The 24,340-nt window shown below is 68.3% G+C and carries 25 protein-coding genes; 13 read left to right on the top strand and 12 right to left on the bottom strand.

What is annotated here, in order from left to right:
* Positions 1-7: 7 nt before the first annotated feature.
* The 4 genes from R9B84_RS03460 to R9B84_RS03445 all read right to left on the bottom strand — a co-directional run bounded on the left by R9B84_RS03460 (position 8) and on the right by R9B84_RS03445 (position 3,254).
* A complete protein-coding gene (locus tag R9B84_RS03460; RefSeq protein WP_423759208.1) occupies positions 8-1,285 on the bottom strand; it encodes an MFS transporter in 1,278 nt (425 codons plus the stop codon).
* A 193-nt stretch (positions 1,286-1,478) separates the two neighbouring features.
* Positions 1,479-2,060, bottom strand: coding sequence for a YceI family protein (locus tag R9B84_RS03455; RefSeq protein WP_047899840.1), 582 nt, complete (start codon positions 2,058-2,060; stop codon positions 1,479-1,481).
* A 64-nt stretch (positions 2,061-2,124) separates the two neighbouring features.
* On the bottom strand, positions 2,125-2,685 hold the full coding sequence (locus R9B84_RS03450) for a YceI family protein (RefSeq protein WP_423759207.1): 561 nt from the start codon (positions 2,683-2,685) through the stop codon (positions 2,125-2,127).
* A gap of 8 nt (positions 2,686-2,693) precedes the next feature.
* Positions 2,694-3,254, bottom strand: a complete 561-nt coding sequence (locus R9B84_RS03445) for a cytochrome b (protein WP_423759206.1) — start codon at positions 3,252-3,254, stop codon at positions 2,694-2,696.
* Positions 3,255-3,511: 257 nt separating this feature from the next.
* On the opposite strand from R9B84_RS03445, the gene R9B84_RS03440 reads away from it, so the two are divergent.
* The 6 genes from R9B84_RS03440 to R9B84_RS03415 all read left to right on the top strand — a co-directional run bounded on the left by R9B84_RS03440 (position 3,512) and on the right by R9B84_RS03415 (position 11,193).
* Positions 3,512-4,186 carry a paraquat-inducible protein A gene (locus R9B84_RS03440; RefSeq protein WP_423759205.1) on the top strand — a complete coding sequence of 225 codons (675 nt, stop codon included), beginning with the start codon at positions 3,512-3,514 and terminating at the stop codon, positions 4,184-4,186.
* Positions 4,183-4,812: a paraquat-inducible protein A gene (locus R9B84_RS03435; protein WP_423759204.1), complete on the top strand. Its 630-nt coding sequence runs from the start codon at positions 4,183-4,185 to the stop codon at positions 4,810-4,812. Before R9B84_RS03440 ends, R9B84_RS03435 begins: the two co-directional genes overlap by 4 nt.
* A complete protein-coding gene (locus tag R9B84_RS03430) occupies positions 4,805-6,424 on the top strand; it encodes an intermembrane transport protein PqiB (protein WP_423759203.1) in 1,620 nt (539 codons plus the stop codon). The genes R9B84_RS03435 and R9B84_RS03430 overlap by 8 nt, the downstream gene beginning before the upstream one ends.
* Positions 6,421-7,134: a PqiC family protein gene (locus tag R9B84_RS03425; RefSeq protein ID WP_423759202.1), complete on the top strand. Its 714-nt coding sequence runs from the start codon at positions 6,421-6,423 to the stop codon at positions 7,132-7,134. Before R9B84_RS03430 ends, R9B84_RS03425 begins: the two co-directional genes overlap by 4 nt.
* Before the next feature lie 479 nt (positions 7,135-7,613).
* Positions 7,614-9,737 carry a site-specific recombinase gene (locus R9B84_RS03420; RefSeq protein WP_423759201.1) on the top strand — a complete coding sequence of 708 codons (2,124 nt, stop codon included), beginning with the start codon at positions 7,614-7,616 and terminating at the stop codon, positions 9,735-9,737.
* 154 nt (positions 9,738-9,891) lie between these two features.
* A complete protein-coding gene (locus R9B84_RS03415) occupies positions 9,892-11,193 on the top strand; it encodes a THUMP domain-containing class I SAM-dependent RNA methyltransferase (RefSeq protein ID WP_423759200.1) in 1,302 nt (433 codons plus the stop codon).
* A 59-nt stretch (positions 11,194-11,252) separates the two neighbouring features.
* On the opposite strand, the gene R9B84_RS03410 is transcribed toward R9B84_RS03415, so the two are convergent.
* Positions 11,253-11,717: an SRPBCC family protein gene (locus R9B84_RS03410; protein ID WP_423759199.1), complete on the bottom strand. Its 465-nt coding sequence runs from the start codon at positions 11,715-11,717 to the stop codon at positions 11,253-11,255.
* On the bottom strand, positions 11,710-12,042 hold the full coding sequence (locus R9B84_RS03405) for an ArsR/SmtB family transcription factor (RefSeq protein WP_423759198.1): 333 nt from the start codon (positions 12,040-12,042) through the stop codon (positions 11,710-11,712). Before R9B84_RS03405 ends, R9B84_RS03410 begins: the two co-directional genes overlap by 8 nt.
* Before the next feature lie 169 nt (positions 12,043-12,211).
* Between R9B84_RS03405 and R9B84_RS03400 the strand changes: the two genes are divergently transcribed.
* Positions 12,212-12,616, top strand: coding sequence for a VOC family protein (locus tag R9B84_RS03400; protein ID WP_423759197.1), 405 nt, complete (start codon positions 12,212-12,214; stop codon positions 12,614-12,616).
* A gap of 73 nt (positions 12,617-12,689) precedes the next feature.
* Positions 12,690-13,376, top strand: coding sequence for a helix-turn-helix transcriptional regulator (locus R9B84_RS03395; RefSeq protein WP_034182756.1), 687 nt, complete (start codon positions 12,690-12,692; stop codon positions 13,374-13,376).
* 91 nt (positions 13,377-13,467) lie between these two features.
* Here R9B84_RS03395 and R9B84_RS03390 read toward each other — a convergent pair whose 3' ends face one another.
* Positions 13,468-14,391: a carbon-nitrogen hydrolase family protein gene (locus R9B84_RS03390; protein WP_423759196.1), complete on the bottom strand. Its 924-nt coding sequence runs from the start codon at positions 14,389-14,391 to the stop codon at positions 13,468-13,470.
* Positions 14,392-14,471: 80 nt separating this feature from the next.
* Between R9B84_RS03390 and R9B84_RS03385 the strand changes: the two genes are divergently transcribed.
* Positions 14,472-15,392, top strand: coding sequence for a LysR family transcriptional regulator (locus tag R9B84_RS03385; protein WP_423759195.1), 921 nt, complete (start codon positions 14,472-14,474; stop codon positions 15,390-15,392).
* Positions 15,393-15,480: 88 nt separating this feature from the next.
* Here the strand turns inward: R9B84_RS03385 and R9B84_RS03380 are convergent, their stop codons facing one another.
* Genes R9B84_RS03380 through R9B84_RS03370 form a run of 3 tightly spaced genes read right to left on the bottom strand, consistent with a single transcriptional unit; the run spans position 15,481 to position 18,409 of the window.
* Entirely contained in the window at positions 15,481-16,935 is a 1,455-nt protein-coding gene (locus R9B84_RS03380; protein WP_423759194.1) for an NAD(P)(+) transhydrogenase (Re/Si-specific) subunit beta, read from the bottom strand.
* Entirely contained in the window at positions 16,932-17,258 is a 327-nt protein-coding gene (locus R9B84_RS03375; RefSeq protein WP_034182754.1) for an NAD(P) transhydrogenase subunit alpha, read from the bottom strand. Before R9B84_RS03375 ends, R9B84_RS03380 begins: the two co-directional genes overlap by 4 nt.
* A gap of 11 nt (positions 17,259-17,269) precedes the next feature.
* Positions 17,270-18,409: a Re/Si-specific NAD(P)(+) transhydrogenase subunit alpha gene (locus R9B84_RS03370; protein ID WP_047899826.1), complete on the bottom strand. Its 1,140-nt coding sequence runs from the start codon at positions 18,407-18,409 to the stop codon at positions 17,270-17,272.
* 286 nt (positions 18,410-18,695) lie between these two features.
* Between R9B84_RS03370 and R9B84_RS03365 the strand changes: the two genes are divergently transcribed.
* Together R9B84_RS03365 and mnmA are read left to right on the top strand one after the other, a co-directional pair.
* Positions 18,696-19,205, top strand: coding sequence for an NUDIX hydrolase (locus R9B84_RS03365; protein WP_423759193.1), 510 nt, complete (start codon positions 18,696-18,698; stop codon positions 19,203-19,205).
* Positions 19,202-20,350 carry a tRNA 2-thiouridine(34) synthase MnmA gene (mnmA, locus tag R9B84_RS03360; RefSeq protein WP_423759192.1) on the top strand — a complete coding sequence of 383 codons (1,149 nt, stop codon included), beginning with the start codon at positions 19,202-19,204 and terminating at the stop codon, positions 20,348-20,350. Before R9B84_RS03365 ends, mnmA begins: the two co-directional genes overlap by 4 nt.
* Positions 20,351-20,415: 65 nt before the next feature.
* Here the strand turns inward: mnmA and R9B84_RS03355 are convergent, their stop codons facing one another.
* Positions 20,416-20,790 carry a winged helix-turn-helix transcriptional regulator gene (locus R9B84_RS03355; protein WP_423759191.1) on the bottom strand — a complete coding sequence of 125 codons (375 nt, stop codon included), beginning with the start codon at positions 20,788-20,790 and terminating at the stop codon, positions 20,416-20,418.
* A gap of 74 nt (positions 20,791-20,864) precedes the next feature.
* On the opposite strand from R9B84_RS03355, the gene R9B84_RS03350 reads away from it, so the two are divergent.
* Entirely contained in the window at positions 20,865-21,635 is a 771-nt protein-coding gene (locus R9B84_RS03350; RefSeq protein ID WP_423759190.1) for an NAD(P)H-dependent oxidoreductase, read from the top strand.
* A gap of 191 nt (positions 21,636-21,826) precedes the next feature.
* On the top strand, positions 21,827-23,446 hold the full coding sequence (locus R9B84_RS03345; protein WP_423759189.1) for an FMN-binding glutamate synthase family protein: 1,620 nt from the start codon (positions 21,827-21,829) through the stop codon (positions 23,444-23,446).
* A gap of 105 nt (positions 23,447-23,551) precedes the next feature.
* Here R9B84_RS03345 and R9B84_RS03340 read toward each other — a convergent pair whose 3' ends face one another.
* Positions 23,552-24,163 carry a glutathione S-transferase family protein gene (locus R9B84_RS03340; RefSeq protein ID WP_423759952.1) on the bottom strand — a complete coding sequence of 204 codons (612 nt, stop codon included), beginning with the start codon at positions 24,161-24,163 and terminating at the stop codon, positions 23,552-23,554.
* Between the last annotated feature and the right edge of the window lie 177 nt (positions 24,164-24,340).

Genomic DNA, 24,340 nt, shown 5'->3' with positions numbered 1-24,340 from the left:
CGCCCTTCTACCGGAAGCCGAACCGCCTGCGCAGCACAACCAGCGCCGCGAGGCTCAACACGGCCGCGAACATCAGGTAGAAGCTCGGCGCGGTCTTCATCCCGGTCGCGCGGATCAGCCACGCGATGATGAACGGCCCGAAGCCGCCGAAGATCGTCACCGCGACGTTATACGCGAGCGACATCCCGGTCGTGCGCGTCTGCACCGGAAACACCTCGGACAGCAACCCCGGCAGCGCCGCGAAGTAGCCGGTCATCAGGAATGCGAGCAGCACCTGCAGCGCGATCAGCGTGCCGAAGCCCGGATGCGCGACGAGATACGCGAAGGCCGGATAGATCAGCACGAGGATGCCGATGGCCGGTGCGATCATCACGCGCACGCGGCCGTAACGATCCGACCAGTGGCCGACGAGCGGCGCGAACGCCATCTGGATCACGCCGACGACGAGGATCGCCGCGAACGCGGCAGACGGTGCGAGGCCGAGCTGCTTCACGCCGTAGGTCGGCATGAACAGCACGAGATAGGTCGCGACGGTGCCGAGCACGACCACGCCCATCGCCGCGACCAGGCGCGCCTTGTGCGATGCGAACGTGTCGCGCAGCGGGTTCGCGGTGCCTTCGGCCGCGAGGAATTCGGGCGTCTCGTCGACCTTGGTGCGGATGTAGTACGCGACGGGCCCGAGCAGCAGGCCGAAGAAGAACGGCACGCGCCAGCCCCACGCAGCCATCTGCGCGGCCGACAGCTGCGCGTTCAGCACGGTGCCGAAGCCGGCGGCGAGCAGCGTCGTGAGCCCCTGGCTCGCGACCTGCCAGCTCGCGAAGAAACCGCGCCGGCCCGGCACGTGTTCGGCAAGGAACGCGGTCGCGCTGCCGAACTCGCCGCCGGCAGAGAAGCCCTGCATCAGCCGCGCGGCGACGAGGATCACCGGCGCCGCGACGCCGATCGTCTCGTAGGTCGGCAGCACCGCGATGACCAGCGTGCCGGCCATCATCAGCAGGATCGACAGCGTGAGCGCGGCCTTGCGGCCCGCGCGGTCGGCATACGCGCCGAGCACGATCGCGCCGAGCGGCCGCATGAAGAACGACACGCCGAACGTGCCGAGCGTGAGCAGCAGCGACACGGTGTCGTTGCCGGCCGGAAAGAACAGCTTCGAGATCGTCACCGCGAAGAAGCCGTAGACGACGAGATCGAACCACTCGAGCGCATTGCCGATCGACGCGGCGACCACCGCGCGCCACACGCGCGGCGACGAGGCAATGGAACGGGACTGCGTGGCGGCATGCATCGGCGATCTCCTTGTCGTTGTACGTTCTGTTCGAAGCGGCCGCGGCCGCGCTCGCGCCGTCGGCCCGCCGGGCGCCGCGGACGGCGCTCGGGCGATTATAGGCGCGCAAAAAAAAACCGCCGCGCCCCCGGTAACGGGAACGCGGCGGTTGGCTCGCGGCGGGCCGGCGAAGCGGCAGGCCCGGCCGACGGCGTTACTGCTGCTTGACGGCTTCGGCCGAGATCAGCAGCTTCGTCTTCATCTTGAAGCCGTACTGCTTGCCGTAGTCGAGGCCGAAATCGTCGCGGCTGAATTCGCCGACCGCGTCGACGCCGCACACTTCACGCTTGAGCATCGGGTGCGGCATGCACTTGAACGAATCGATCTTCAGCGTCATCGGCTTCGTGACGCCATGCAGCGTCAGGTTGCCGACCACCGACACCGGCTTGTCGCCGTCGAACTTGATCGTGCCCTTGTAGTTCGCCTGCGGGAACTTCGCGACATCGAAGAATTCGTTCGTCTGCAGGTGCTCGTCGAGCTTTGCGCTGCCCGTCTGGATCGACGCGACGTCGGTCGTCACGTCGACGGTGCCCGTCTTCGCCGCGCGGTCGAGCGTCACGGTGCCGCTCGACTTGTCGAACTTGCCGCGCCAGACCGACAGGCCGCCGAAGTGGTCGGCCTCGAAGCTCGGGTACGTGTGGCTCGGGTCGAACTGGTACGTTGCGCTTTCGGCGAATGCCGAGAACGACAGCGACGCTGCCAGCGCGCCCGCGGCGATCATCAGATGCTTTTTCAACTCTCTCTCCTTGGAACGGCGCCGCGCCCTCGCGCGGCATTCAGGTGATGCGATAGCCCGCCGCTTACTTCGTGGCGACGAGATGGAACTTGATCTGCACTTCGTCGGCGACGATCGACGTGTCCTTCCACTCGCCGGTGCCGACGTTGAACGCCGAACGCTTGATCGGCAACACGCCGTCGAACGTCTGCGTCGCGCCGCTCTGCGCGACCGTGACGGGCACCGTGACGGTCTCGGACTTGCCCTTGATCGTCAGCTTGCCGGTCACGTTGTACTTGTTGCCGCCGGCCGGCGCGATCGCCGACGACACGAACGTCGCCTGCGGATACGCCTTCGCGTCGAACCAGTCCTTGCCCGCGACCTGGTCGTTGTACATCTTGTCGCCGAGGTCATAGCTCGCAATGTCGATCGTCATTTGCGCGCTGCCCTGCGCGGCCTTCGCCGAATCGAACTTCACCTGCGCGGAAAACTTCTTGAACGCGCCCTCGGTCGGCACGTTCATCTGCTTCGACACGGCGGACACCTTGCTCTTCGCGAGATCGACATCGGCGAGCGCCGCGCCCGACGCGACAAGTGACACCGCGGCGAACGCGGTCAGCATGGAGCGGGAGAAAGACACTTTCATGGGATCCTTCATTTGGCAAAGGGAAGCATCCGCGACAGCAGGCCGTCGCGGTCCAACAACTGGTGCTTGAGCGCCGCGAGCACGTGCAGCGACACGAGCGCAAGCAGAATGTAATTCAAAGATACGTGGAGCGTCTTGAAGGTTTCCTTGAGTACCGGATCGGGGTCGATCAGCCGCGGCAGCGGCACGATGCCGAGGTACACGACCGGGATGTTCGACGCCGAGCTGTACAGGTAGCCCGTCACCGGAATCACGAGCATCAGCACGTACAGCACGATGTGCACGCCGTGCGACGCCGCCCGCTGCCACAGCGGCGTGCCGCCCGGCAGCGGCGGCGGCACGTGCGTCGCGCGCCACAGCACGCGCACCACGGCCAGCGCGAACACCGTCACGCCGATCCACTTGTGCCACGAGAAGTACTTCAGCTTCGTCGGCGTGAAACCGGGGATGTCCGTCATCACCCAGCCCAGCGCGAAGGCGCTGACGATCAGCAGCGCGATCAGCCAGTGCAGCGCGATCGCGCTCTGCGTATAGCGTACCGGCTTGGCCGGCAGCGAATTCGATGCCATCTTGGATTCCTCAGTTCAGCGAACAGCAGCGCCGGCCATGAGTCCGACGCTTGTCAAGGGCGCCATGCTACCGCAACCTTTTGACCTGCGCGGACTCTGAGGACGGGCTTGTCAGCCCGCTGCCCGCTTCCCGCCATGTTACCGATCGGTCACCGAACATGCGATCGTTGACACAGCAAAAAAGGCGTTTTGGTAAGATTGGCGCGGGTTCCGGCCCCGTCGACGCGTCCTCCCGCCGTCGCACAACCGCTTTTTCCATGCAACGAAACGACCTGATTGCCTGTCACGAGTGCGACGCACTGTTGCACAAACCGCGCCTCGGCTGCCGCGAAATCGCGCGCTGTCCGCGCTGCGACGCACTGCTCTATCGCGACAGCACCACGCAGATCGAGCGGATCTGCGCGCTCGCGCTCGCGGCGCTGATCACGTTCACGATCGCGCAGGCGTTCCCGATCCTCGAAATGGACTTGAACGGCACCCGCGTGCAGACGACGCTGATCGGCGCGATCGACTCGCTGTGGCACCAGGACATGGCGGTCGTCGGCGTGATGGTGTTCTGCTCGACCGTGCTGTTCCCGCTCGTCGAGATGGCCGCGCTACTGTACCTGCTGCTGCCGATCCGGCGCGGCGTCGTGCCGCCCGGTTTCAACCTGGTGCTGCGCGCGATCGAGCTCGTGCGGCCATGGGGCATGATCGAGGTGTTGATGCTCGGGATCATCGTGACGATCGTGAAGATGGTAAGCCTCGCACGTGTCGTTCCCGATGCCGCGCTGTTCGCGTTCGCCGCGCTCACGCTGATGATCGCCGTCGTGCTGATGTTCGATCCGCGCACGCTGTGGGACATGGCCGACGACCTGCGCGCCGGGCGCCGGCCCGGACAGCCGGAGCCGCCCGACGACGCCGCGCCGCTGCCCGAGGCCGCCCGCCGATGACGACGCCGACCGCCGCCCGCGAGGGCTATGCGAGCTGCCACACGTGCGGACTCGTGCAGACGCTCGACCGGCCGCATGCGCACTGCGCGCGCTGCGGCAGCGCACTGCATTTCCGCATCCCGAACAGCATCATGCGCACGTGGGCACTGCTGCTCGCGGCCGCGATCCTCTACATTCCGGCGAACCTGCTGCCGATCCTGCACACCGCGTCGATCGTCGGCTCGCAGGAAGACACGATCATGAGCGGCGTCATCTATTTCTGGGTGTCGGGCGACTGGCCGCTCGCCGTCGTCGTGTTCGTCGCGAGCATCCTCGTGCCGATGCTCAAGCTCGGCGTGCTGCTGATCCTCGTGATCAGCGCGCAGCGCCGCTCGCCGTGGCGGCCGATGCAGCGCACGCGCCTGTTCCGGATCGTCGAGCGCATCGGCCGCTGGTCGATGCTCGACATCTTCGTCGTGACGCTCACCGTCGCGCTCGTCCATTTCCGTTCGCTCGCCACCATCACGGCCGGCCCCGGCGCGCTCGCGTTCGGCTCGGTCGTGATCCTGACGATGCTCGCGTCGATGCAGTTCGATCCCCGCCTGATCTGGGATCCAGTCGAAACCTCAGGGAATCACCATGAATAGTCCGCAAGGCCCGCAGCACGACCAGCCCCGGCCGCCCGATCCGACGATCTCGACGAAAAGCGGCTGGCTGCCGTCGCTCGTCTGGCTCGTGCCGCTGATCGCCGCGCTGATCGGCATCGGCCTCGTGATCAAGTCCGTGCGCGAGCGCGGCCCGGAAATCACGCTCAGCTTCCACAGCGCCGAAGGCCTCGAGCCCGGCAAGACCCAGGTCAAGTACAAGGACGTCGAGATCGGCATGGTCAAGACGATCAAGCTGTCGAAAGACCTGTCGCGCGTGCTCGTCCAGGTGCAGCTCAAGAAGGAAGCCGAGGACTTCGCGGTCAAGGGCTCGCGCTTCTGGATCGTGCGGCCGCGCATCGGCGCGACCGGCGTGTCGGGGCTCGGCACGTTGCTGTCCGGCGCGTATATCGGCGTCGACGCCGGCCACGGACAGGATACGCAGACCGACTTCATGGGCCTCGAGACGCCGCCCGCCGTCACGGGCGACCAGAAAGGCACGCAATACGTGCTGCGCGGCGATTCGCTCGGCTCGGTCGACATCGGCTCGCCCGTCTACTACCGGCGCGTGCAGGTCGGCCAGGTGGTCGGCTTCTCGCTCGACAAGGACGGTACGGGCGTCACGTTCAACGTGTTCGTCACTGCGCCGTACGACCAGTACGTCGGCGTGAACTCGCGCTGGTGGCAGGCGAGCGGCGTCGACCTGCGACTCGATTCGAGCGGCCTGAAGCTGAACACGCAGTCGCTCGCGACGGTAATCCTCGGCGGCATCGCGTTCCAGACGCCGCCGAACCAGGGCAGCGGCGCGACGGCGCCGAACAACACGACGTTCCGCCTGGGTTCCGACGAAGGCGACGCGATGCGCGACCCGGACGGCCTGCCGCTGCAGGTCGTGATGAACTTCAACCAGTCGCTGCGCGGGCTCGCCGTCGGCGCGACGGTCGACTTCCGCGGCATCGTGCTCGGCGAAGTGACGAACATCGGCATCGACTTCGATCCGAAGACGAAGAACTTCCTGATGCCGGTGACGATGAACGTGTATCCGGAGCGCCTCGGCCGCCGCTTCCGCGAGACGATCGAGAGCAAGGGCGAACCGGCCCGCCGCGAGATCGTCGAGCGGCTCGTCCAGCACGGGCTGCGCGGCCAGCTGCGCACCGGCAACCTGCTGACGAGCCAGCTGTACGTCGCGCTCGACTTCTTCCCGAAGGCGCCGGTCGTGAAGATCGACACCACGCGCCAGCCGCTCGAGCTGCCGACCGTGCCGAACACGCTCGACGAACTGCAGCTGCAGGTCGCCGACATCGCGAAGAAGCTCGACAAGGTGCCGTTCGACCAGATCGGCGCGAACCTGAACAGCGCGCTGTCGAACGCCGACAAGCTGTTCAAGCAGCTCGACACGCAGGTCGCGCCGGAAGCGCGCGACACGCTGTCGGCCGCGAAGCAGACCTTCTCGACCGCCGAGGCGACGCTGCAGCAGGATTCGCCGCTGCAGTCCGACGTGCGCGGCGCGCTGAAGGAGCTCACGCGCACGCTGCAGTCGCTGAACGCGCTCGCCGATTATCTGGAGCGTCACCCCGAATCGCTGCTCAAGGGCAAGCCAGGAGATCAACCATGACGACACGCGTGAACGGTTTCGCGAGCGGCGCGGCGGCGGCCATCGCCGCACTCGCGCTCGCCGCGTGCAGCTCGCCGCCCGCGCGGTTCTACACGCTCAGCCCGGCCGACGCCGCGGCCCCGGTGCGCACCGCGCCGGCCAACCCGGCGTTCCTGATCGAGGTGCCGTCCGTCGGCGTGCCCGAGCAGGTCGCGAAGAACCAGCTGGTCGTGCAGAAGAACGCCGCGCAGGTCGACGTGCTCGAGCAGGAACGCTGGGCGGCGCCGCCCGCCGACGAGATCCGCCGCGCGCTGTCGGACGATCTCGCCGCGCAGCTCGGCACGATCGACGTCGCGAATTCCGCGTACCCGCCGGGCGTGCCCGTGTATCGCATCAGCGTGAACGTGCAGCGCTTCGAGTCGTGGCCCGGCAAGCGTGCCGCGGTCGACGCCGTGTGGAGCGTGCGCCCGCTCGGCACGCAGGCCGTGATGACCTGCCGCACGAGCGTCGCGGAACCGGTCGCCGACGGCTACGATGCGCTCGTCGCCGGCCACCGGCGCGCGCTCGACGTGATCGCCACGCAGGCCGCGGCCGGCGTGCGCGCGATGGCCGCACGCCGCGGCACGACGCCCGCGGCCGGCAGCAAGACGGCCGCCGCGCCGGTCGTGCCGTGCCCGGCCAACCCGACGTCCGGCGGCGACGCCGGCTCGACGGGCAAGCCCGGCGCATAAACGGGCAGCGCGCAGGCGAACGTCTGAAACAGCGTTCGCCGGCGCGGCTTCGTCCGGTGCGGCTTCGTCCGGTGCGGCGCGTCCGCCGGCAGCCGCTTGCATGACGCTGCCACAGCCGATCGCACCGCGGCTTCATCGGCCGAACGGCAGCTTTGCATTGTTTGTCAAAGTCGGCCGGAACCGGCGCCATGCAACGCGGTCGGCTTGCGTTTTCCGGCCCGATTGACGATCCTACGCACTTTCACGCTCGCGCCGCTCGTCGTGCGCGCGAGCCGGCGGCGCCGGGCCGCGTTCGGCCCGACCGCCGGGCCTCCCGGCGCCCGCACGCGATCGGCGTGCACCGCAGCGGGGCAGCCGCATCGCAGGTCGCCGCGCATCGTCCGGCAACCGGCCCCGTCTCACCCGTTCTCCCCGGCGCCGCGCCGATTTCCCGGCAGGCATCCCGAACCCGCCCGTCCAGGGCTTTCGCTATTCCGTTTATGTTTCGTTCCCTGACGACCCTGATCAAGAAGTGGCGCGCGTCGCGCAATGCCGGTCACCAGCTCGATGCGCTGCTCGCGCACGCCGACGCCGATGCGTCGTACGCCGAGCGCAGCGAATGGCTGATCGAGCTCGCGCACTGGCTGCGCCGCAACGGCACGATGCAGGCCGCGCAGGACCCGGCGGCCGAGCATGACGCCGACACCCGCGCGTATCCGGCCCATGCGCGGCTGCGCTACCTGTTCCACGTGCTCGATCGCAACCCCGCATGGAAAGCGCACGCCGCGCGGATCCTGCGCGGCATCCTGCGCGAGTGCGACGGCATCTCGCTGCTGTGCGACGCCGGCATGCCCGTGCATTCGGGTTTCTTCGGCGCGCTGTTCGAGCGGATCGACTCGTCGCTGATCCCGCCCGCGCCGAACCGCCGCGAGCTGTCGGCGCTGTTCACGCTGATGTTCCCGGCACCCGGGGACGCGCAATGGATCGACGCGCTGCCCGACGACCTGCTCGCGCGCCTCGCCGAGCTGTTCTCGTTCGACGTCACCGACGAAGAGCGCCACGAACCGGGTTCGTTCTCGCGCGACCTGCTGGCCGCGCTGCACAACCTGACCTGCCAGATCAGCTCGACCGGCCTGTCGCAGACGGTGCGCAGCCGGCTGTCCGACGACGATGCGCGCCAGCCGCTGGAAACGCAGCCGTTCTACCGCCTCACGCGCGCGATGCTTGCGGTCGAGACCGCGCACGCGGCCGTCGAGGACGGCGGCGACCCGAGCAAGCTGCTGCACGAGGTGAACTACCTGCGCGTGCTGCTCGACGAATGCCGGATCGCGGTCGACAACGTGTTCTCGCACCTGTACCAAAACGGCGTGTCGGTCGACATCGTGTTCCAGGTCGAACGGATGCGCATGCGCATCCTGCGCGCCGAAATGCTGCTGAACGCGTGGATGGCACGCGACGACCTGCACGGGATGGCACGCCTGACGGCCGAGCTCGTCGACGCGAACCAGAACAGCCAGAGCGTCACGCACCTCGTGCGCAGCAACTTCTCGCTGTTCGCGCGCAAGCTCGTCGAGACCAACGCGGACACCGGCGAGCACTACATCTCGCGCGGCCGCGCCGAGTACCTGAAGATGCTGCGGATGGCCGCGGGCGGCGGCCTCGTCACGGTCGTGACCGTGTGCGTGAAGTTCGCGATCACGGGCGCGCACCTGCAGTCGATGCTCGAAGGGCTGCTCGCGGGCATCAACTACGCGGCCAGCTTCATGCTGATGCACTTCCTGCACTTCACGCTCGCGACCAAGCAGCCCGCGATGACCGCGCCGACGCTCGCGCGCGAACTCGACGACACCGGCCACGACGAAGGCGTGAAGGCGTTCGTGGCGTCGGTGATCGCGTTGATCCGCACGCAGGCGGCCGCGATTTCCGGCAACGTGCTCGTCGTGCTGCCCGTGTGCCTGCTCGTGCAACTGTTCGCGGGCAACGTGCTGCACGCGAACCTGATCTCGCCGGAAAAGGCGCACACGACGCTGCACTCGTTCTCGCTGCTCGGGCCGACGCCGCTCTACGCGGCACTGACCGGCGTGCTGCTGTGGGCGTCGAGCCTGCTCGCGGGCTGGGCCGACAACTGGTTCGTGCTGCACCGGGTCGGCGACGCGCTCACGTACAACCGCCGGCTGCGCCTGACGCTCGGCGCGGCCGGCGCGGCGAAGCTCGCGCACTTCTGCCGGTCGAACGTCGCGGGCGTAGTCGCGAACGTCGGCCTCGGCCTGATGCTCGGCCTCATTCCGGCGATCGTCACCGTGTTCATGTTCCCGTTCGAGGTGCGGCACGTGACGCTGTCGGCCGGCTCGATCGGGATCGCGCTCGGCGTGCTGGGCAAGGGCGCGCTCGGGACACCCGAGCTGTGGTGGGCCGGCGCCGGCGTGCTCAGCATGGCGATCCTCAACGTGCTCGTGAGCTTCGCGCTCGCGTTCACGATGGCCGTGCGCTCGCGCAGCCTGCGCCCGACCAAGGTGCGCGCGCTCGTCGGCGCGATCGTCCGCACGGTGCTGTCCAATCCGCTCGCGCTGTTCTGGCCGGCCGGCGGCCAGGCCGCGCGCACCGGCCAGCCGGGCGCACACTGAGCCTGCGGCGGCGTGGCGGTGCCCGGCCGGGCGCCGCTGCGCCCGCCTCCTCGCGCGAGCGCGGCCGTCACGCCGGCGTCTGCCCGCCGAAACGCCGGCCCCGGTCGCGCGCGCCGCGTACAATGGTGGACTTTTGCACGTCCTCTCCCGCCTTATGTCCTCGCCCACCCTGTACGAATTCTTCGCCCCCTGCCCGCGCGGCCTCGAAGCGGCGCTTGCCGCCGAGCTGGCCGAAATCGCCGGCCGCCACCTGAACGGCGCGCCGTTCACCGCGGGCGCGCAGGTGCCGGGCGGCGTCCATTTCAGCGGCGGCTGGGCCGCCGGCATGGCCGCGAACCTCCATTCGCGGATCGCGAGCCGAATCCTGCTGAAGATCGCGCACCGCGCGTACCGCAACGAGCAGGACGTCTATGCGCTCGCGCTTGAGCAACCGTGGGAGCGCTGGTTCGCGTCGACGCAGACGCTGCGCGTCGACATCACCGCGATCAAGTCGCCGCTGAAAAGCCTCGAATTCGCGACGTTGCGCGTGAAGGACGCGATCTGCGACCGGATGCGCGACAAGACCGGCGCGCGCCCGAGCATCGATACCGGTGCGCCGGACGTGCGCGTATTCGCGTTCCTGACGGCCAACGAGTGCACGCTGTACCTCGACACGTCGGGCGAGCCGCTGTTCAAGCGCGGCTGGCGTCTCGACAAGGGCGCGGCGCCGCTGCGCGAGAACCTCGCGGCCGGCATCCTGCGCCTGACGGGCTGGACGCCCGGCACGGCGCTGTACGACCCGATGTGCGGCAGCGGCACGTTCCTCGCGGAAGCCGCGCAGATCGCGCTCGGCGTGGCGCCCGGCGTCGAACGCCGGTTCGGCTTCGAAAAACTCAAGCAGTACGACATCACCGCGTGGCAGGGGCTGAAGGTCCCGGCGCTGGACGCGAAGCGCGCGACGCGCGGCAAGCGCGGCGACGCACTCGGCGTGTACGGCAGCGACATTTCCGGCGACATGCTCGAGAAGGCGCGCGCGAACCTCGAACGCGCGGGCGTGCCGTCGGTGTGGCTCAAGCAGGTCGACGCTCGCGGGATGACGCCGCCGTGCGACGGGCCGGGCATCATCCTCGCGAACCCGCCGTACGGCGAGCGGATCGAAGTGCGCGGCCGCAGCGCGCGCGGCGAGGTGCGCGAAACCGGCCGCAACCGCGGCAACGACGACGCGTTCCGCCGCACGCACACCGACGCGCCGGACAGCGAGTTCTTCAACGCGCTCGGCGATGCGCTGAAACAGCGCTTCACGGGCTGGCAGGCGTTCCTGCTGACGTCCGACCGTTCGCTGCCGGGCCAGTTGCGGCTGCGCGAATCGGCGAAGACGCCGCTGTTCAACGGCGCGCTCGAATGCCGGCTGTTCCGCTTCGACCTGATCGCCGGCAGCGTGAAGGCGCGCCCGGCCGCGCCGGAAGGCGACGCGTAAGCAACACCATCGCGCAGGGTCGCCATCGCGGCGCCCGCGCGCTCCTCCCCGGGCGCGGGTCAGTGCTTCGACTTCGACCAGCGCGCCATCGTGAACGGCAGTGCGTGCCCCGTCTCGAGCAGCGTCTTCAGGCTCGACAGCACGACCGGCCACCCGCCGCGAATCCCGCGATCCATCTCCGAACCCGGCACGAGCCCGTCGTGCGTGACGGTCAGCTTCACGACGCCCTCGTGCGGCTCGACGAGATAGGTCACGCGCGATTCCTCGCCCTCTCCCGACGGCGTACGCCACGTGACGACCAGCCGGCGTGGCGGATCGTGCTCGACCACTTCGCCGACGATGTCGACCCGCGACGGATCGTCGTAATCCTGATGTTCCCATCGCGAGCCCGGCCGCCAGTCGGGCGACGCGTTGCGATGCCGTACCCAGTAGTCCTTCGTCAGTTCGGCGTTGGTCAGCGCGTCGAACACGCGCTCGGGCGTCGCTGCGATGAAGGTCACGTACACAAAGGCGGGATTACCCATCGTCGTCTCCTGTGCCGCGGGCCGCTTCCAGCCCGCGCTTGAGATCCGCCAGCGCCTGCAGGCGCTGACGCTCGAATTTGCCGATCCAGCGTTCCGCGATGTCGTGGATCGGCACCGGATTCAGGTAATGCAGCTTCTCCCTGCCGTGCCACGTCGTCGCGACGAGGTTCGCGGCCTCGAGCAGCGCGAGATGCTTGCTCACGGCCTGCCGGCTCATCGCGAGTCCGTCGCACAGCCCGGACAGGGTCTGGCCGCTTTTCGCATGCAGCAGGTCGAGCAACTGACGGCGCGTGCCGTCGGCCAGCGCCTTGAAAACGAGATCCATGCCGCTCCCGGGTCAATGGCTTTATTATGCAACCAAACGGTTGCATGTCAAGGGCGACAACTCTACTGACAATACGGTGTCAGCAGGCGGCGATCACACTGCAATCCCGGCGCAATGCAACGCCGGTTTCCGCACCGAACCCGAATAACAACGCAACAAGGAGCTCGTCATGACGTCCGCAACTGCCACCGCAACCCTGGAACGCGCGATCGCGTGGTTCGACATTCCGTCCCTCGATTTCGACCGCGCGATCCGCTTTTACGAAACCGTGCTGCAAACCACGCTGCAGCGCGAAGTCATCGGCGGCGTGCCGATGGCCGTGTTCGATCACGAGACGTCGAGCACGGGCGGCAGCATCGTGTTCGATCCGCAGCAGATGAAGCCGAGCGCGAACGGCGTGCTCGTCTACCTGAACGCCGGCGACTCGGTCGTCTCGGCGCTCGAACGCGCGAAGCGCGCGGGCGGCGTCGTGCAGGGTTCGGTCGTCGAATTGCCGAACAACTACGGCTACATCGGCTACCTGATCGATACCGAAGGCAACCGCGTCGGCCTGCACGCGCCGAAATGCCACTGAGCACGTCGGCCATCGGGCCGGCGCGGCGCTATCATCGCGAAGTCCCCTTCGCCGTTGGAGTCGAGGTGCTGTCATGACGCGCCGTGCCGACCGCCTGTTCCAGATCGCCGAGCTGTTGCGCGGGCGCCGTCTCACGACCGCGCAGCAGCTGGCCGACTGGCTGTCGGTGTCGCCGCGCACGGTCTATCGCGACGTGCGCGACCTGCAACTGTCAGGGGTGCCGATCGAAGGCGAAGCCGGCATCGGCTACCGGCTGAACCGCAACGCGAGCCTGCCGCCGCTCACGTTCACGGCCGAGGAGCTCGCGGCGCTCGCCACCGGCGCGCGCATGCTCGAGACCTGGGGCGGTGCGCGCTTCGCGAGCGGCGCCCGCTCGGCGCTCGCGAAGATCGCGTCGGCGATGCCGGCCGACAAGCGCACGGCGCTCGACCGCCTGCCCGTGTTCGCGCCGTCGTTCCACATCGACGAGACGTTTTGCGCGAAGGTCGACGCGATCCACCAGGCCATCGATACGCGCCACATCGTCAGCTTCGGCTACCGCGACCGGCTCGGCGCGCATTCGCAACGCCGCGTGTGGCCGCTCGGGCTCGTCTACTGGGGCGGGCGCTGGACGATCGGCGCGTGGTGCGAGCTGCGCGACGATTTCCGCACTTTCGATATCGCGCGGATGGGCGACATCACCGTGCACGAGCAGTTTCCGGACATGGAAGGACGGCGGATCGCCGACTACATGCGGATCGCGGAAGCGCCGATGCGTTGATGCGGCACGACGGCGGGCACGCACCGCGTGTGGCTGCACGCCGCCGCCGTTCATTCCCCGGGCCACCGCGTGGCGCCCGGCCCGCCTTTCCCTATGCGCCGAACACCACCGGCCGCTTCGGCCGCTCGTCGACATGCAGCGAAAACACGTCGGCACGCGCATAGTGGCCGACGACGTCGAAGTCGTAGCGCGCCCGTACCAGCTCGTCGGTATCGATGCGCGCGGTCACTAGCCCGGCCTCGCCGATCAGCGGTTCCGTCAGCAGGTCGCCGAGCGGCCCGACGATCACGCTGCCGCCGCGGATCAGCGGCCGCTCGGGATCCCAGCCTGGCACGTCGATGCCGAGCGCGCGCGGCGACGGCTGCACCTGGCACGCGCTCACGACGAAGCAGCGCCCCTCGTGCGCGATGTGCCGCATCGAGCTCTGCCACAGGTCGCGCTCGTCGACGGTCGGCGCACACCAGATCTGCACGCCTTTCGCGTACATCGCGCAGCGCAGCAGCGGCATGTGGTTCTCCCAGCAGATCGCGGCGCCCGCGCGTCCCGCGGCCGTGTCGACGACGGGCAGCGTCGAGCCGTCGCCCTGCCCCCAGATCAGCCGTTCGGTGCCGGTCGGCATCAGCTTGCGGTGCTTCGCGACGAGCCCGTCGCGCGGATCGAAGAACAGCGCCGTGCAGTACAGCGTGCTGCCGCCGCGCTCGATCACGCCGACCACGAGGCTCGCGCCCGTGCGCTGCGACAGCGCGGCCAGCTCGTCGGTTTCGGGCCCCGGCACGTCGATCGCCTGCGCGGCGTAGCGCGCATACGCGTCGCGGCCTTCGGGCAGCCGGTAACCGAGCCGCGTGCCGAAGATTTCGCCTTTCGGATAGCCGCCGAGCACGGCCTCGGGCAGCACGACGAGCGACGCGCCGCTGTCGCGGATCGCGGTTTCGTAGCCAAGGATCGTGTCGAGCGTGGCGCGCGTGCCGGCGGGCGATGCGCCGATCTGCAGCGCGGCGATGACGGATGTGGACATGAAGGCGTCTCCGGTGAATGGGATGCCGCCATCTTTATCGATAAGATGTCATCGATCAAATCGATAAAACGATAACTGTCATGAATGCGGATGATATCGCCGGCCTCGACCTGAACCTGCTGAAGGTATTCGAGGCGCTGTACGAGGAAGGCGGCGCAAGCCGCGCGGCGCTGCGGCTCGATCTCACGCAGTCGGCCGTCAGCGCGGCACTCGCGCGGCTGCGCGTGATCTATGCCGATCCGCTGTTCGTGCGCACCGGCCGCGGGCTCGCACCGACGCCGCGCGCGGACGAGCTGAAGCCGATCCTGTCCGACGCGCTCGACCGCTGCCGCGAAAGCCTCGCGATCGCTGCCGACAGCGGCGACCGCGTCGGCCGCACGATCTCGATCGGGCTGTCGGACGACTTCGAGATCGCGCTCGGCCGCGCGCTGATCGACGCGGTCGCGCGAGAGGCCGCCGGCATCCGGCTGATCTTCCGGCAGACCCACAGCGGCATCGCCGGCGACGCGCTGTTGCGGCACGGTGTCGATCTCGCAATCGCGTCCGGCGGATTCTCGGCGAACGGGCTCAGCCGGCGCGCGGTCGCGACGGGCGGCTACGCGTGCCTGATCGATCCGGCCGCCCGTGCGCGGCCGCCACGCACGCTCACGCTCGCCGATTTCCTGCAGCGCGACCACTTGCTCGTGTCGTCGGGCGGCGTGATCGGGATCGTCGACGAGGCGCTGGCCGCGCTCGGCCACAAGCGCCGCGTCGCGGCATCGACCACGCATTTCGCCGCGTTGCCGTACCTGCTCGCCGGCTCCGACGCAGTGGCGACGATTCCCGCGCACGCGGCACGCGCGATCGCGCAATCGGCCCCGCTGCGCGCGCTCGCGTGCCCGGTCGAGCTGCCGCGCTATCCGGTGGAAATCGGCTGGCGCACGAGCACGCAGCGCGACCCGGCGATCGTGCGCGTGCGGGACACGATCGCCGCGTGCATCGCGAACCTCGTCGCGCCATGAAAAAGGCCCGGCCGGCTTGCGCCGGTCGGGCCTGTCCGGTCGGGCCGCCCCTGCATTGAAGCAGGCGCCCGGGTTGCCGGTACGCGCGTTAATCGACGGCCTTCACCATGTCCTCGATGACCTTCTTCGCATCGCCGAAGACCATCATCGTCTTGTCCATGTAGAACAGGTCGTTGTCGAGGCCCGCGTAGCCGGCCGCCATCGAACGCTTGTTGACGATCACCGTACGCGCCTTGTACGCCTCGATGATCGGCATCCCTGCGATCGGCGATTTCGGATCGTTCTTCGCGGCCGGGTTCACGACGTCGTTCGCGCCGAGCACGAGCACGACGTCGGCCTGGCCCAACTCGCCGTTGATGTCCTCCATCTCGAACACAATGTCGTACGGCACTTCCGCTTCCGCGAGCAGCACGTTCATGTGCCCCGGCATCCGCCCGGCAACCGGATGGATCGCATAGCGCACGTCGACGCCCTTCTCGATCAGCTTGTCGGTCAGCTCCTTCAGCGCGTGCTGCGCGCGGGCGACCGCGAGGCCGTAGCCCGGCACGATCACGATCGATTCCGCGTTGCCGAGCATGAACGACGCATCCTCGGCCGAGCCCGACTTCACCGGCCGCTGCTCCTGCGCGCCCGCCGCGCCGCCGGCCGACGCGTCGCCGCCGAAGCCGCCGAGGATCACGTTGAAGAACGAGCGGTTCATCGCGTGGCACATGATGTACGACAGGATCGCACCCGACGAGCCGACCAACGAGCCGGCGATGATCAGCATCGCGTTGTTCAGCGAGAAGCCGATGCCGGCTGCCGCCCAGCCCGAGTACGAGTTCAGCATCGACACGACCACCGGCATGTCCGCGCCGCCGATCGGGATGATGATCAGCACGCCGAGCACGAACGCGATCGCCGTCATGATGATGAACGGCAGCCACGCCTGCGTGATGACGAACAGGGCGCCGAAGCCGAGCATCGCGATCGCGAGCATCAGGTTGATCAGGTGCTGGCCGGCGTACACGACCGGCGCGCCCTGGAACAGCCGGAACTTGTACTTGCCCGACAGCTTGCCGAACGCGATCACCGAGCCGGAGAACGTGATCGCGCCGACGAACGTGCCGATGAACAGCTCGACGCGATTGCCGTACGGGATGAAGTTCGACGCGACGGCGTCCTGCGGCACGAGCCCGAACGCTTCCGGCTCGGACACCACCGCATACGCGATGCACACGGCCGCGAGACCGATCAGCGAGTGCATCGCCGCGACGAGTTCCGGCATCTTCGTCATCTCGACGCGCGCGGCGACGAACGCACCGACACCGCCACCGACGATCAGCGCGCCGAGCACCAGCGCGAGGCCGAGCGGCAGGTTCGCGCCGAGCCAGGCCGCCTGCTTGACGATCAGCGCGACCGTTGTGAGGATCGCGATGGCCATGCCGACCATCCCGAACAGGTTGCCGCGGCGCGCGCTCTTCGGGTTCGACAGCCCCTTCAGCGCCTGGATGAAGCACACCGATGCGACGAGGTACAGCAGCGTAACGACGTTCATGCTCATCGCGCGCCCTCCTTGCCGCCCTCGACACGCTTGGGCTCCTTCTTGCGGAACATCTCCAGCATTCGCCTCGTCACGAGAAAGCCGCCGAACACGTTGACGGCCGCGAGCGCGACCGCGAGCGTGCCGAAGAACTTGCCGGTCACGCCGACGGTGAGCGCCGCCGCGAGCATGGCACCGACGATCACGATCGCCGAGATCGCGTTGGTCACGGCCATCAGCGGCGTATGCAGCGCCGGCGTGACGTTCCAGACGACGTGGTAGCCGACGTACACCGCCAGCACGAAGATGATCACGTTGATCACCGTGTGATTGATGACTTCCATGGTCTCCTCCGTTATTTGCGCGTGACTTCGCCGTCGCGGCACAGCAGCGTCGCGGCGACGATGTCGTCGGTCAGGTCGATGTTCAGCGTGCCTTCCTTCGCGACGATCAGCTTCATGAAGTCGAGCAGGTTGCGCGCGTACAGCGCCGACGCGTCCGACGCGACCATCGATGCAAGGTTCGTGTAGCCGGCGATCGTCACGCCGTTGTGCACGATCACCTGGTCGGCGACCGTCAGCGGGCAGTTGCCGCTCTTCCTGCCGTCGAATTCCGGGCCGCGGCCGGCCGCGAGATCGACGAGCACCGAGCCCGGCTTCATCGACTGCGCGGTTTCGACCGAGATCAGCGTCGGCGCCGGGCGCCCGGGAATCAGCGCGGTGGTGATCACGATGTCGGCCTGCTTCGCGCGCTCGTGAACGAGCGCGGCCTGGCGGCCGAGCCACGACGGCGGCATCGGGCGCGCATAACCGCCGACACCCTGCGCGGCTTCGCGCTCCTCGTCGGTTTCGAACGGGACGTCGAGGAATTTCGCGCCGAGCGACTCGATCTGCTCCTTCACGGCCGGCCGCACGTCGGATGCCTCGATCACCGCGCCCAGCCGCTTCGCGGTCGCGATCGCCTGCAGACCCGCGACGCCCGCGCCGAGAATCAGCACGCGCGCGGCCTTCACCGTGCCCGCGGCCGTCATCAGCATCGGAAAGAAGCGCGGATACAGCGCCGCCGCGACGAGCACGGCCTTGTAGCCCGCGATGTTCGCCTGCGACGACAGCACGTCGAGACTCTGCGCGCGTGTCGTGCGCGGCGCGGCTTCGAGCGCGAAGCCCGTCACGCCGGCCGCCGCGAGTTTCGCCGCCTGCTCGCCGTTGAACGGCTCGAGCATGCCGACCAGCACGGAGCCGCGCTTGAGCAATGGCAGTTCGGTGTCGGTGGGCGCCTGGACCTTCAGCACGACGTCGGCATCAAAAGCAGCCGACTGGTCGGTCAATTCGGCACCGGCGGCCGCATAGGCTTCGTCGGGATAACTGGCTGCGCTGCCGGCCCCTTTCGCGATACTGACGCGATGGCCGGCAGCCGCGTATTTCTTCACGGTTTCCGGCGTCGCAGCCACACGCGCCTCGTTCGCCCGCGTCTCAGCAGGCACTCCAATATGCATCGTCAGTTCCTCCAGTCATTGTCAGTATTTCTTTTCTTGCGATTTTTACTGCACAACGAGCCGGACAGGCTGACTTACCGGCTCACGGGCAACGGCGTTCACGCTGCACTTTAACCGAAAGCGATGGTTGCGCCAGCACATTCCGCACGATCGTGCGCGAATGCGACATTAGCCTGGCCTGCACCGCCGCGCATCGGCGGGACGGATGACTTGCGAGGGTCGGATTCGTCTATCGTCTGATCGGACGACGGGCAGCGTTCGGGCGCAACCGGTAAAATGCCGAACCATGAAACCCGAAATCTGGACCCCGCATGTGACGGTCGCCGCGCTCGTCGAGCACGCCGGCCGTTTTCTCGTGATCGAGGAAGAAACCTCGACGGGCCTGCGCATCAACCAGCCGGCCGGTCATCTCGAAGCCGGCGAAACGCTGGCCGACGCCGTGATCCGCGAGACGTTCGAGGAAACCGCGCACCCGTTCACGCCCGATGCGCTCGTCGGCGTCTATCTCGCGCACTACGACCGCCCCGGCACCGCCGGTGCGACCTACCTGCGCTTCACGTTCTGCGGCACGGCCGGCGAGCCGGTCGCGGGCCACGCGCTCGACGACGGCATCGTTCGCACGCTGTGGATGACGGCCGACGAACTGCGCGCCTGCAGCGAGCGCCATCGCTCGCCCGCGGTGATGCGCTGCGTCGACGACTATCTCGCCGGGCGGCGCATTCCGCTCGATTTCGTGCACACGCATTCGGTCGCGCCGCGCCCCGAGGCATTCGAACGTCAGGCGGTCAACAAATGAGCAAGCGCCGTGTAGTGGTGGGCATGTCGGGCGGCGTCGATTCGTCGGTGACCGCGTGGCTGCTGAAGGAACAGGGCTACGACGTGGTCGGCCTGTTCATGAAGAACTGGGAAGACGACGACGACGGCGAATACTGCTCGACGCGCCAGGACTGGATCGACGTCGTGTCGGTAGCCGACCTGATCGGCATCGACGTGGAAGCCGTCAACTTCGCGGCGGAATACAAGGACCGCGTGTTCGCCGAGTTCCTGCGCGAATACTCGGCCGGCCGCACGCCGAACCCCGACGTGCTGTGCAACGCCGAGATCAAGTTCAAGGCGTTCCTCGATCACGCGATGTCGCTCGACGCGGAAATGATCGCGACCGGCCACTATGCGCGCGTGCGCGAGCGCGCCGGGCGTTTCGAACTGCTGAAGGCCTTCGATCATACGAAAGACCAGTCGTACTTCCTGCACCGGCTGAACCAGGCGCAACTGTCGAAGACGATGTTCCCGCTCGGCGAGATGCCGAAGACGAAGGTGCGCGAGATCGCCGCGCAGATCGGGCTGCCGAACGCGAAGAAGAAGGATTCGACCGGCATCTGCTTCATCGGCGAACGGCCGTTCCGCGATTTCCTGAACCGCTACCTGCCGACGAAGCCCGGCCCGATGAAGACGCCCGACGGCAAGGTCGTCGGCGAGCACATCGGCCTCGCGTTCTACACGTTCGGCCAGCGCAAGGGCATCGGCCTCGGCGGCAGCAAGAGCGGCAGCGGCGAGCCATGGTTCGTCGCCGCGAAGGACATTCCGTCGAACACGCTGTACGTCGTGCAGGGCCACGATCATCCGTGGCTGCTGTCGCGGCAGCTCGTCGCCGGCAACGTGAGCTGGGTCGCCGGCGAGCCGCCGGCCGAAGGCTTCGCATGCGGCGCGAAGACGCGCTACCGGCAGGCCGATGCGGCGTGCACGTTCGGCGGCGCCGCGCCCGGCCCGGAAGGCGAAGCACGCTTCTCGCTCGCGTTCGACGACGCGCAGTGGGCCGTCACGCCCGGCCAGTCGGCCGTGCTGTACGACGGCGAGATCTGCCTCGGCGGCGGCATCATCGAAAGCGCGACGACCGGCGACCGGCAGGTGCTCGACGCGCCCGCGCTCGCGGACGCACGCTGACGCGCCACCGGCGCCGCGCGGGCGGCGCCGACTGACAGCGGTCGCGCCCGCGGCCGCCCGCCTTTTCAACGCATGCGCTGCACGGCCGCATCGTAGCGCTCGCGCGCGGCGTCGAGCTCGGCGAAATGCCGCTCGGCCCAGCGGTCGAGCGCCACGAGCGTATCCACCAGCGATCCCGCCACCGGCGTCAGCCGGTATTCGACATGTACGCGCCGCGCGGCGATCGCGGTGCGTTCGATCAACCCGTTGCGCTCCAGCTCGCGCAGCGTCTGCGTGAGCACCTTCTGCGAGATTCCGCCGATGCGCCGCAGCAACTCGCCGTTGCGCAGCGGCCGCTCGGCCAGTGCCGGCAGGATCAGCAGCGTCCATTTGCCGGCGATCAGCGCGAGCGCGTCGCGCGCCGAGCAGTCCGCCGCATAGACGTCGCCGGGAAAAGCCATGGTTACCTCCGGGTGCGTGATTGCGCGGCCCCACCGCCGCCCGCCATCATCGTCGCACACTCACGGAGCCCGCCATGCAAGCGCTGATCGTCGTCGCCCATCCCGAACCGCAATCGTTCAACGTTGCCCTCGCCCATGCGGCGGCCGACGCATGGCGTGCGACGGGCCACGCCGCGACGGTCGCGGACCTGTACGCCGACGCGTTCGACCCGCGCGAGGCGCCGCGCCACTACGCGAGCCGGCTCGACGCGGCGCGCTTCGACGCGCAACGCGAGCAGCGCCATCACTGGGAACGCGGCATGCTCGCGCCGGAGGTCGCACATCACGTCGGCTTGCTGCAACAGGCCGACGCGCTGATCCTGCAGTTCCCGCTATGGTGGTTCGGCGCACCCGCGATCGTGAAGGGCTGGATGGATCGCGTATTCGTCTACGGCGGCCTCTACAGCAGCAGCCGGCGCCACGACCGCGGCGTGCTGCACGGGCGCCGCGCGCTGCTGAGCGTGACGACCGGATCGTCGGCCGCCGCCTGCGCGCCCGACGGCCGCGAAGGCGACACGCGCCTGCTGCTGTGGCCGATCATGTACGCGCTGCGCTACGTCGGCTTCGACGTGCTCGAACCGCACCTGATCCACGATGTCCGCGGCGATCTTGCCGGCGACACCGCGCGCCACCGCGACGCGCGCCTCGCGCAAGCGCTCGCGGACTACCGCGCGCAGCTGGGCGACTGGCACGCGTGGCCGCAGGTGCCGTTCAACCGCGACGCGGACTTCGAGGCCGGCGTCCGGCTGAAGCGCGACGCGCCCGCCTACGGCCCGTTCATCCGCCACACCGGCGCCGGACGCTGAGCGCCGGCTCGGCAACGCGAGCTTCACGGGACCCGTAGTAGACTCTCGACCATCGTGGGCGCCGGCGGCGGCCAGGCACGGCACGGGCGCCACGCCCGCCGGCCCGGCGCGACGCTGCGGGCGCCGACCTGCCAGCCGCCGGGCGACCGCTCGCGCGCGGCGGCCATCCGAATAATTACGATGGAGTCCCCATGTTTTCCCGACGCTATCTCGCGATGTGGTGCGCGGTCCTGCTGTTCGTGGCCGTCGCGGCACTCGCCGCGCGGCACGCGATCGCGTGGCTGTGGATCCTGATCCCCGCCGCCCTCGTCGCGCTCGGCCTGTACGACCTGAAACAGGACCGCCACGCGATCCTGCGCAACTACCCGCTCTGGGGCCACTTCCGCTTCCTGTTCGAGTTCATCCGCCCCGAGATCCGCCAGTACTTCGTCGAAGACGACACCGACGAGAAACCGTTCTCGCGCGCGCAGCGCAGCCTCGTCTACCAGCGCGCGAAGAACGTCACCGACAATCGCCCGTACGGCACCGAGCTGAACGTGAAGGCCGTCGCGCACGAATGGATCAGCCATTCTCTCGCGCCGACCAAGCTGCCGAACCACGATTTCCGCATCCGCGTCGGCGCGAATCGCGCGCAACCGTATGACATTTCGATCTTCAACATCTCGGCGATGAGCTTCGGCTCGCTGTCCGCGAACGCGATCCGCTCGCTGAACCTCGGCGCGAAGAAAGGCGGTTTCGCGCACGACACCGGCGAAGGCTCGCTGTCGAAGTACCATCGCGAGAACGGCGGCGACATCATCTGGGAAATCGCGTCGGGCTACTTCGGCTGCCGCAACGACGACGGCACGTTCAACCCCGACAAATTCGCGAAGCAGGCCGCCGATCCGCAGGTCAAGATGATCGAGGTGAAGCTGTCGCAGGGCGCGAAGCCCGGCCACGGCGGCGTGCTGCCGGCCGCGAAGATCACGCCGGAAATCGCCGAGACGCGCGGCGTGCCGATGGGCAAGGACTGCATCTCGCCCGCGACGCACTCGGAATTCTCGACACCGCGCGGGCTGCTCGAATTCGTCGAGCGGCTGCGCACGCTGTCGGGCGGCAAGCCGACCGGCTTCAAGCTGTGCGTCGGCCATCCGTGGGAATTCTTCGGGATCGCGAAGGCGATGATCGAGACGGGCATCGTGCCGGACTTCATCGTCGTCGACGGCGCGGAAGGCGGCACGGGCGCGGCGCCGCTCGAATTCACCGACCACGTCGGCGTGCCGCTGCAGGAAGGGCTGCTGCTCGTGCACAACACGCTCGTCGGGATCGGCGTGCGCGACCGCGTGAAGCTCGGCGCGAGCGGCAAGATCATCACCGCATTCGACGTCGCGCGCACGCTCGCGATCGGCGCGGACTGGGTGAACTCGGCGCGCGGCTTCATGTTCGCGGTCGGCTGCATCCAGGCGCAGACCTGCCACACGGGCCGCTGCCCGACCGGCGTCGCGACGCAGGATCCGGTGCGCCAGCGCGCGCTCGTCGTGCCCGACAAGGCCGACCGCGTGTACAACTTCCACCGCAATACGCTGCACGCGCTGCAGGAACTCGTGCAGGCGGCCGGCCTCGCGCATCCGTCCGAGCTGCGCGCGCATCACATCGTGCAGCGCATCGCGCCGCACGAGGTCCGGCTGATGTCGCAGTTGCTGAAGTACCTGAAGCCCGGCGCGCTGCTCGACGGCCACACCTGCGGCTTCACGCTGTACGACAAGTGGTGGCCGATCGCGCGCAGCGATTCGTTCACGCTCGGCGAGGCCGTGTACGCGTCGATCGAATAACGCTCGCGACCGCCCCGCTGCCGGGCGGCCCGGCAAAAAGAAAAGCGCCCCGCGGGGCGCTTTTCTTTCGTCTGCCGAATGCGTGAATGCGTAGCCGGCAGCGGCTCAGTTCTGCGGCAGCGTGTCGGCGAACGATTGCCGCTGCAGCAGCTTCACGAAGTGCTTGTCGAGGTTCGGGTGGCGATCGCGCCAGTTGACCTCGGGCATCCGGAAGTCGAGATAGCCGAGCGCGCAGCCGAGTGCGATGTCGGCGAGCGAGTAATGATTACCGACGCACCACGTCTTGCCACCGAGACCCTGCGACATCGCAACGAGCGCATCGTCGATCTTGCGCTGCTGGCGCGCGATCCAGCTCGCGCTGCGCTGCACCTCGTCGCGCATCGTGTGTTCGAGACGAATCGCGACCGCCGCGTCGAGCACGCCGTCGCCCAGCGCTTCCCAGCAGCGCACTTCGACGCGCTCGCGGCCCGACTGCGGAATCAGCTTGCCGACCGGCGACAGCGTATCGACGTATTCGCAGATCACGCGGGAATCGAACACCGCGGCACCATCTTCCATCACGAGGCACGGGACCTTGCCGAGCGGATTCGATGCATGAATATCCGTATCCGGCACCCACACGTTCTCGAGCTCCAGCTTGTAGTCGATCTTCTTTTCAGCGAGCACGATCCGCGCCTTTCGGACGTACGGGCTGCTGAGCGAACCGATTAATTTCATCATCTGCCTTTTTAAGGGAACCGCCGAGAGTATACGTTGTCGCCGATCATAACCGGCCAGCGTCGCGCGGTAGAAAATCGCCCGGCCGGCCTGTGGATGGTTTGCAACAGCCGCCGTGCGGGCCTTCCGGCGCGGCTTCCCGCCCCTCTCTCACGCGCCGCGTCCCGCGGCGCTACA

The sequence above is a fragment of the Burkholderia sp. NLJ2 genome (assembly GCF_049487195.1).
Taxonomy (GTDB): Bacteria; Pseudomonadota; Gammaproteobacteria; order Burkholderiales; family Burkholderiaceae; genus Burkholderia; species Burkholderia pyrrocinia.
This window is presented reverse-complemented; position numbering and strand designations above follow the sequence as displayed.

Excerpts from the sequence above, each read along its gene's own strand:
- R9B84_RS03430 (WP_423759203.1), top strand. The coding sequence starts at position 4,805 with ATGAATAGTCCGCAAGGCCCGCAGCACGACCAGCCCCGGCCGCCCGAT.
- R9B84_RS03415 (WP_423759200.1), top strand. The coding sequence starts at position 9,892 with ATGTCCTCGCCCACCCTGTACGAATTCTTCGCCCCCTGCCCGCGCGGC.
- mnmA (WP_423759192.1), top strand. The coding sequence starts at position 19,202 with ATGAGCAAGCGCCGTGTAGTGGTGGGCATGTCGGGCGGCGTCGATTCG.
- R9B84_RS03405 (WP_423759198.1), bottom strand. The coding sequence starts at position 12,042 with ATGGATCTCGTTTTCAAGGCGCTGGCCGACGGCACGCGCCGTCAGTTG.
- R9B84_RS03355 (WP_423759191.1), bottom strand. The coding sequence starts at position 20,790 with ATGGCTTTTCCCGGCGACGTCTATGCGGCGGACTGCTCGGCGCGCGAC.
- R9B84_RS03435 (WP_423759204.1), top strand. The coding sequence starts at position 4,183 with ATGACGACGCCGACCGCCGCCCGCGAGGGCTATGCGAGCTGCCACACG.
- R9B84_RS03440 (WP_423759205.1), top strand. The coding sequence starts at position 3,512 with ATGCAACGAAACGACCTGATTGCCTGTCACGAGTGCGACGCACTGTTG.
- R9B84_RS03375 (WP_034182754.1), bottom strand. The coding sequence starts at position 17,258 with ATGGAAGTCATCAATCACACGGTGATCAACGTGATCATCTTCGTGCTG.
- R9B84_RS03390 (WP_423759196.1), bottom strand. The coding sequence starts at position 14,391 with ATGTCCACATCCGTCATCGCCGCGCTGCAGATCGGCGCATCGCCCGCC.
- R9B84_RS03340 (WP_423759952.1), bottom strand. The coding sequence starts at position 24,163 with ATGAAATTAATCGGTTCGCTCAGCAGCCCGTACGTCCGAAAGGCGCGG.
- R9B84_RS03400 (WP_423759197.1), top strand. The coding sequence starts at position 12,212 with ATGACGTCCGCAACTGCCACCGCAACCCTGGAACGCGCGATCGCGTGG.
- R9B84_RS03420 (WP_423759201.1), top strand. The coding sequence starts at position 7,614 with ATGTTTCGTTCCCTGACGACCCTGATCAAGAAGTGGCGCGCGTCGCGC.
- R9B84_RS03460 (WP_423759208.1), bottom strand. The coding sequence starts at position 1,285 with ATGCATGCCGCCACGCAGTCCCGTTCCATTGCCTCGTCGCCGCGCGTG.
- R9B84_RS03385 (WP_423759195.1), top strand. The coding sequence starts at position 14,472 with ATGAATGCGGATGATATCGCCGGCCTCGACCTGAACCTGCTGAAGGTA.
- R9B84_RS03425 (WP_423759202.1), top strand. The coding sequence starts at position 6,421 with ATGACGACACGCGTGAACGGTTTCGCGAGCGGCGCGGCGGCGGCCATC.
- R9B84_RS03445 (WP_423759206.1), bottom strand. The coding sequence starts at position 3,254 with ATGGCATCGAATTCGCTGCCGGCCAAGCCGGTACGCTATACGCAGAGC.
- R9B84_RS03370 (WP_047899826.1), bottom strand. The coding sequence starts at position 18,409 with ATGCATATTGGAGTGCCTGCTGAGACGCGGGCGAACGAGGCGCGTGTG.
- R9B84_RS03450 (WP_423759207.1), bottom strand. The coding sequence starts at position 2,685 with ATGAAAGTGTCTTTCTCCCGCTCCATGCTGACCGCGTTCGCCGCGGTG.
- R9B84_RS03395 (WP_034182756.1), top strand. The coding sequence starts at position 12,690 with ATGACGCGCCGTGCCGACCGCCTGTTCCAGATCGCCGAGCTGTTGCGC.
- R9B84_RS03350 (WP_423759190.1), top strand. The coding sequence starts at position 20,865 with ATGCAAGCGCTGATCGTCGTCGCCCATCCCGAACCGCAATCGTTCAAC.
- R9B84_RS03380 (WP_423759194.1), bottom strand. The coding sequence starts at position 16,935 with ATGAGCATGAACGTCGTTACGCTGCTGTACCTCGTCGCATCGGTGTGC.
- R9B84_RS03365 (WP_423759193.1), top strand. The coding sequence starts at position 18,696 with ATGAAACCCGAAATCTGGACCCCGCATGTGACGGTCGCCGCGCTCGTC.
- R9B84_RS03345 (WP_423759189.1), top strand. The coding sequence starts at position 21,827 with ATGTTTTCCCGACGCTATCTCGCGATGTGGTGCGCGGTCCTGCTGTTC.
- R9B84_RS03410 (WP_423759199.1), bottom strand. The coding sequence starts at position 11,717 with ATGGGTAATCCCGCCTTTGTGTACGTGACCTTCATCGCAGCGACGCCC.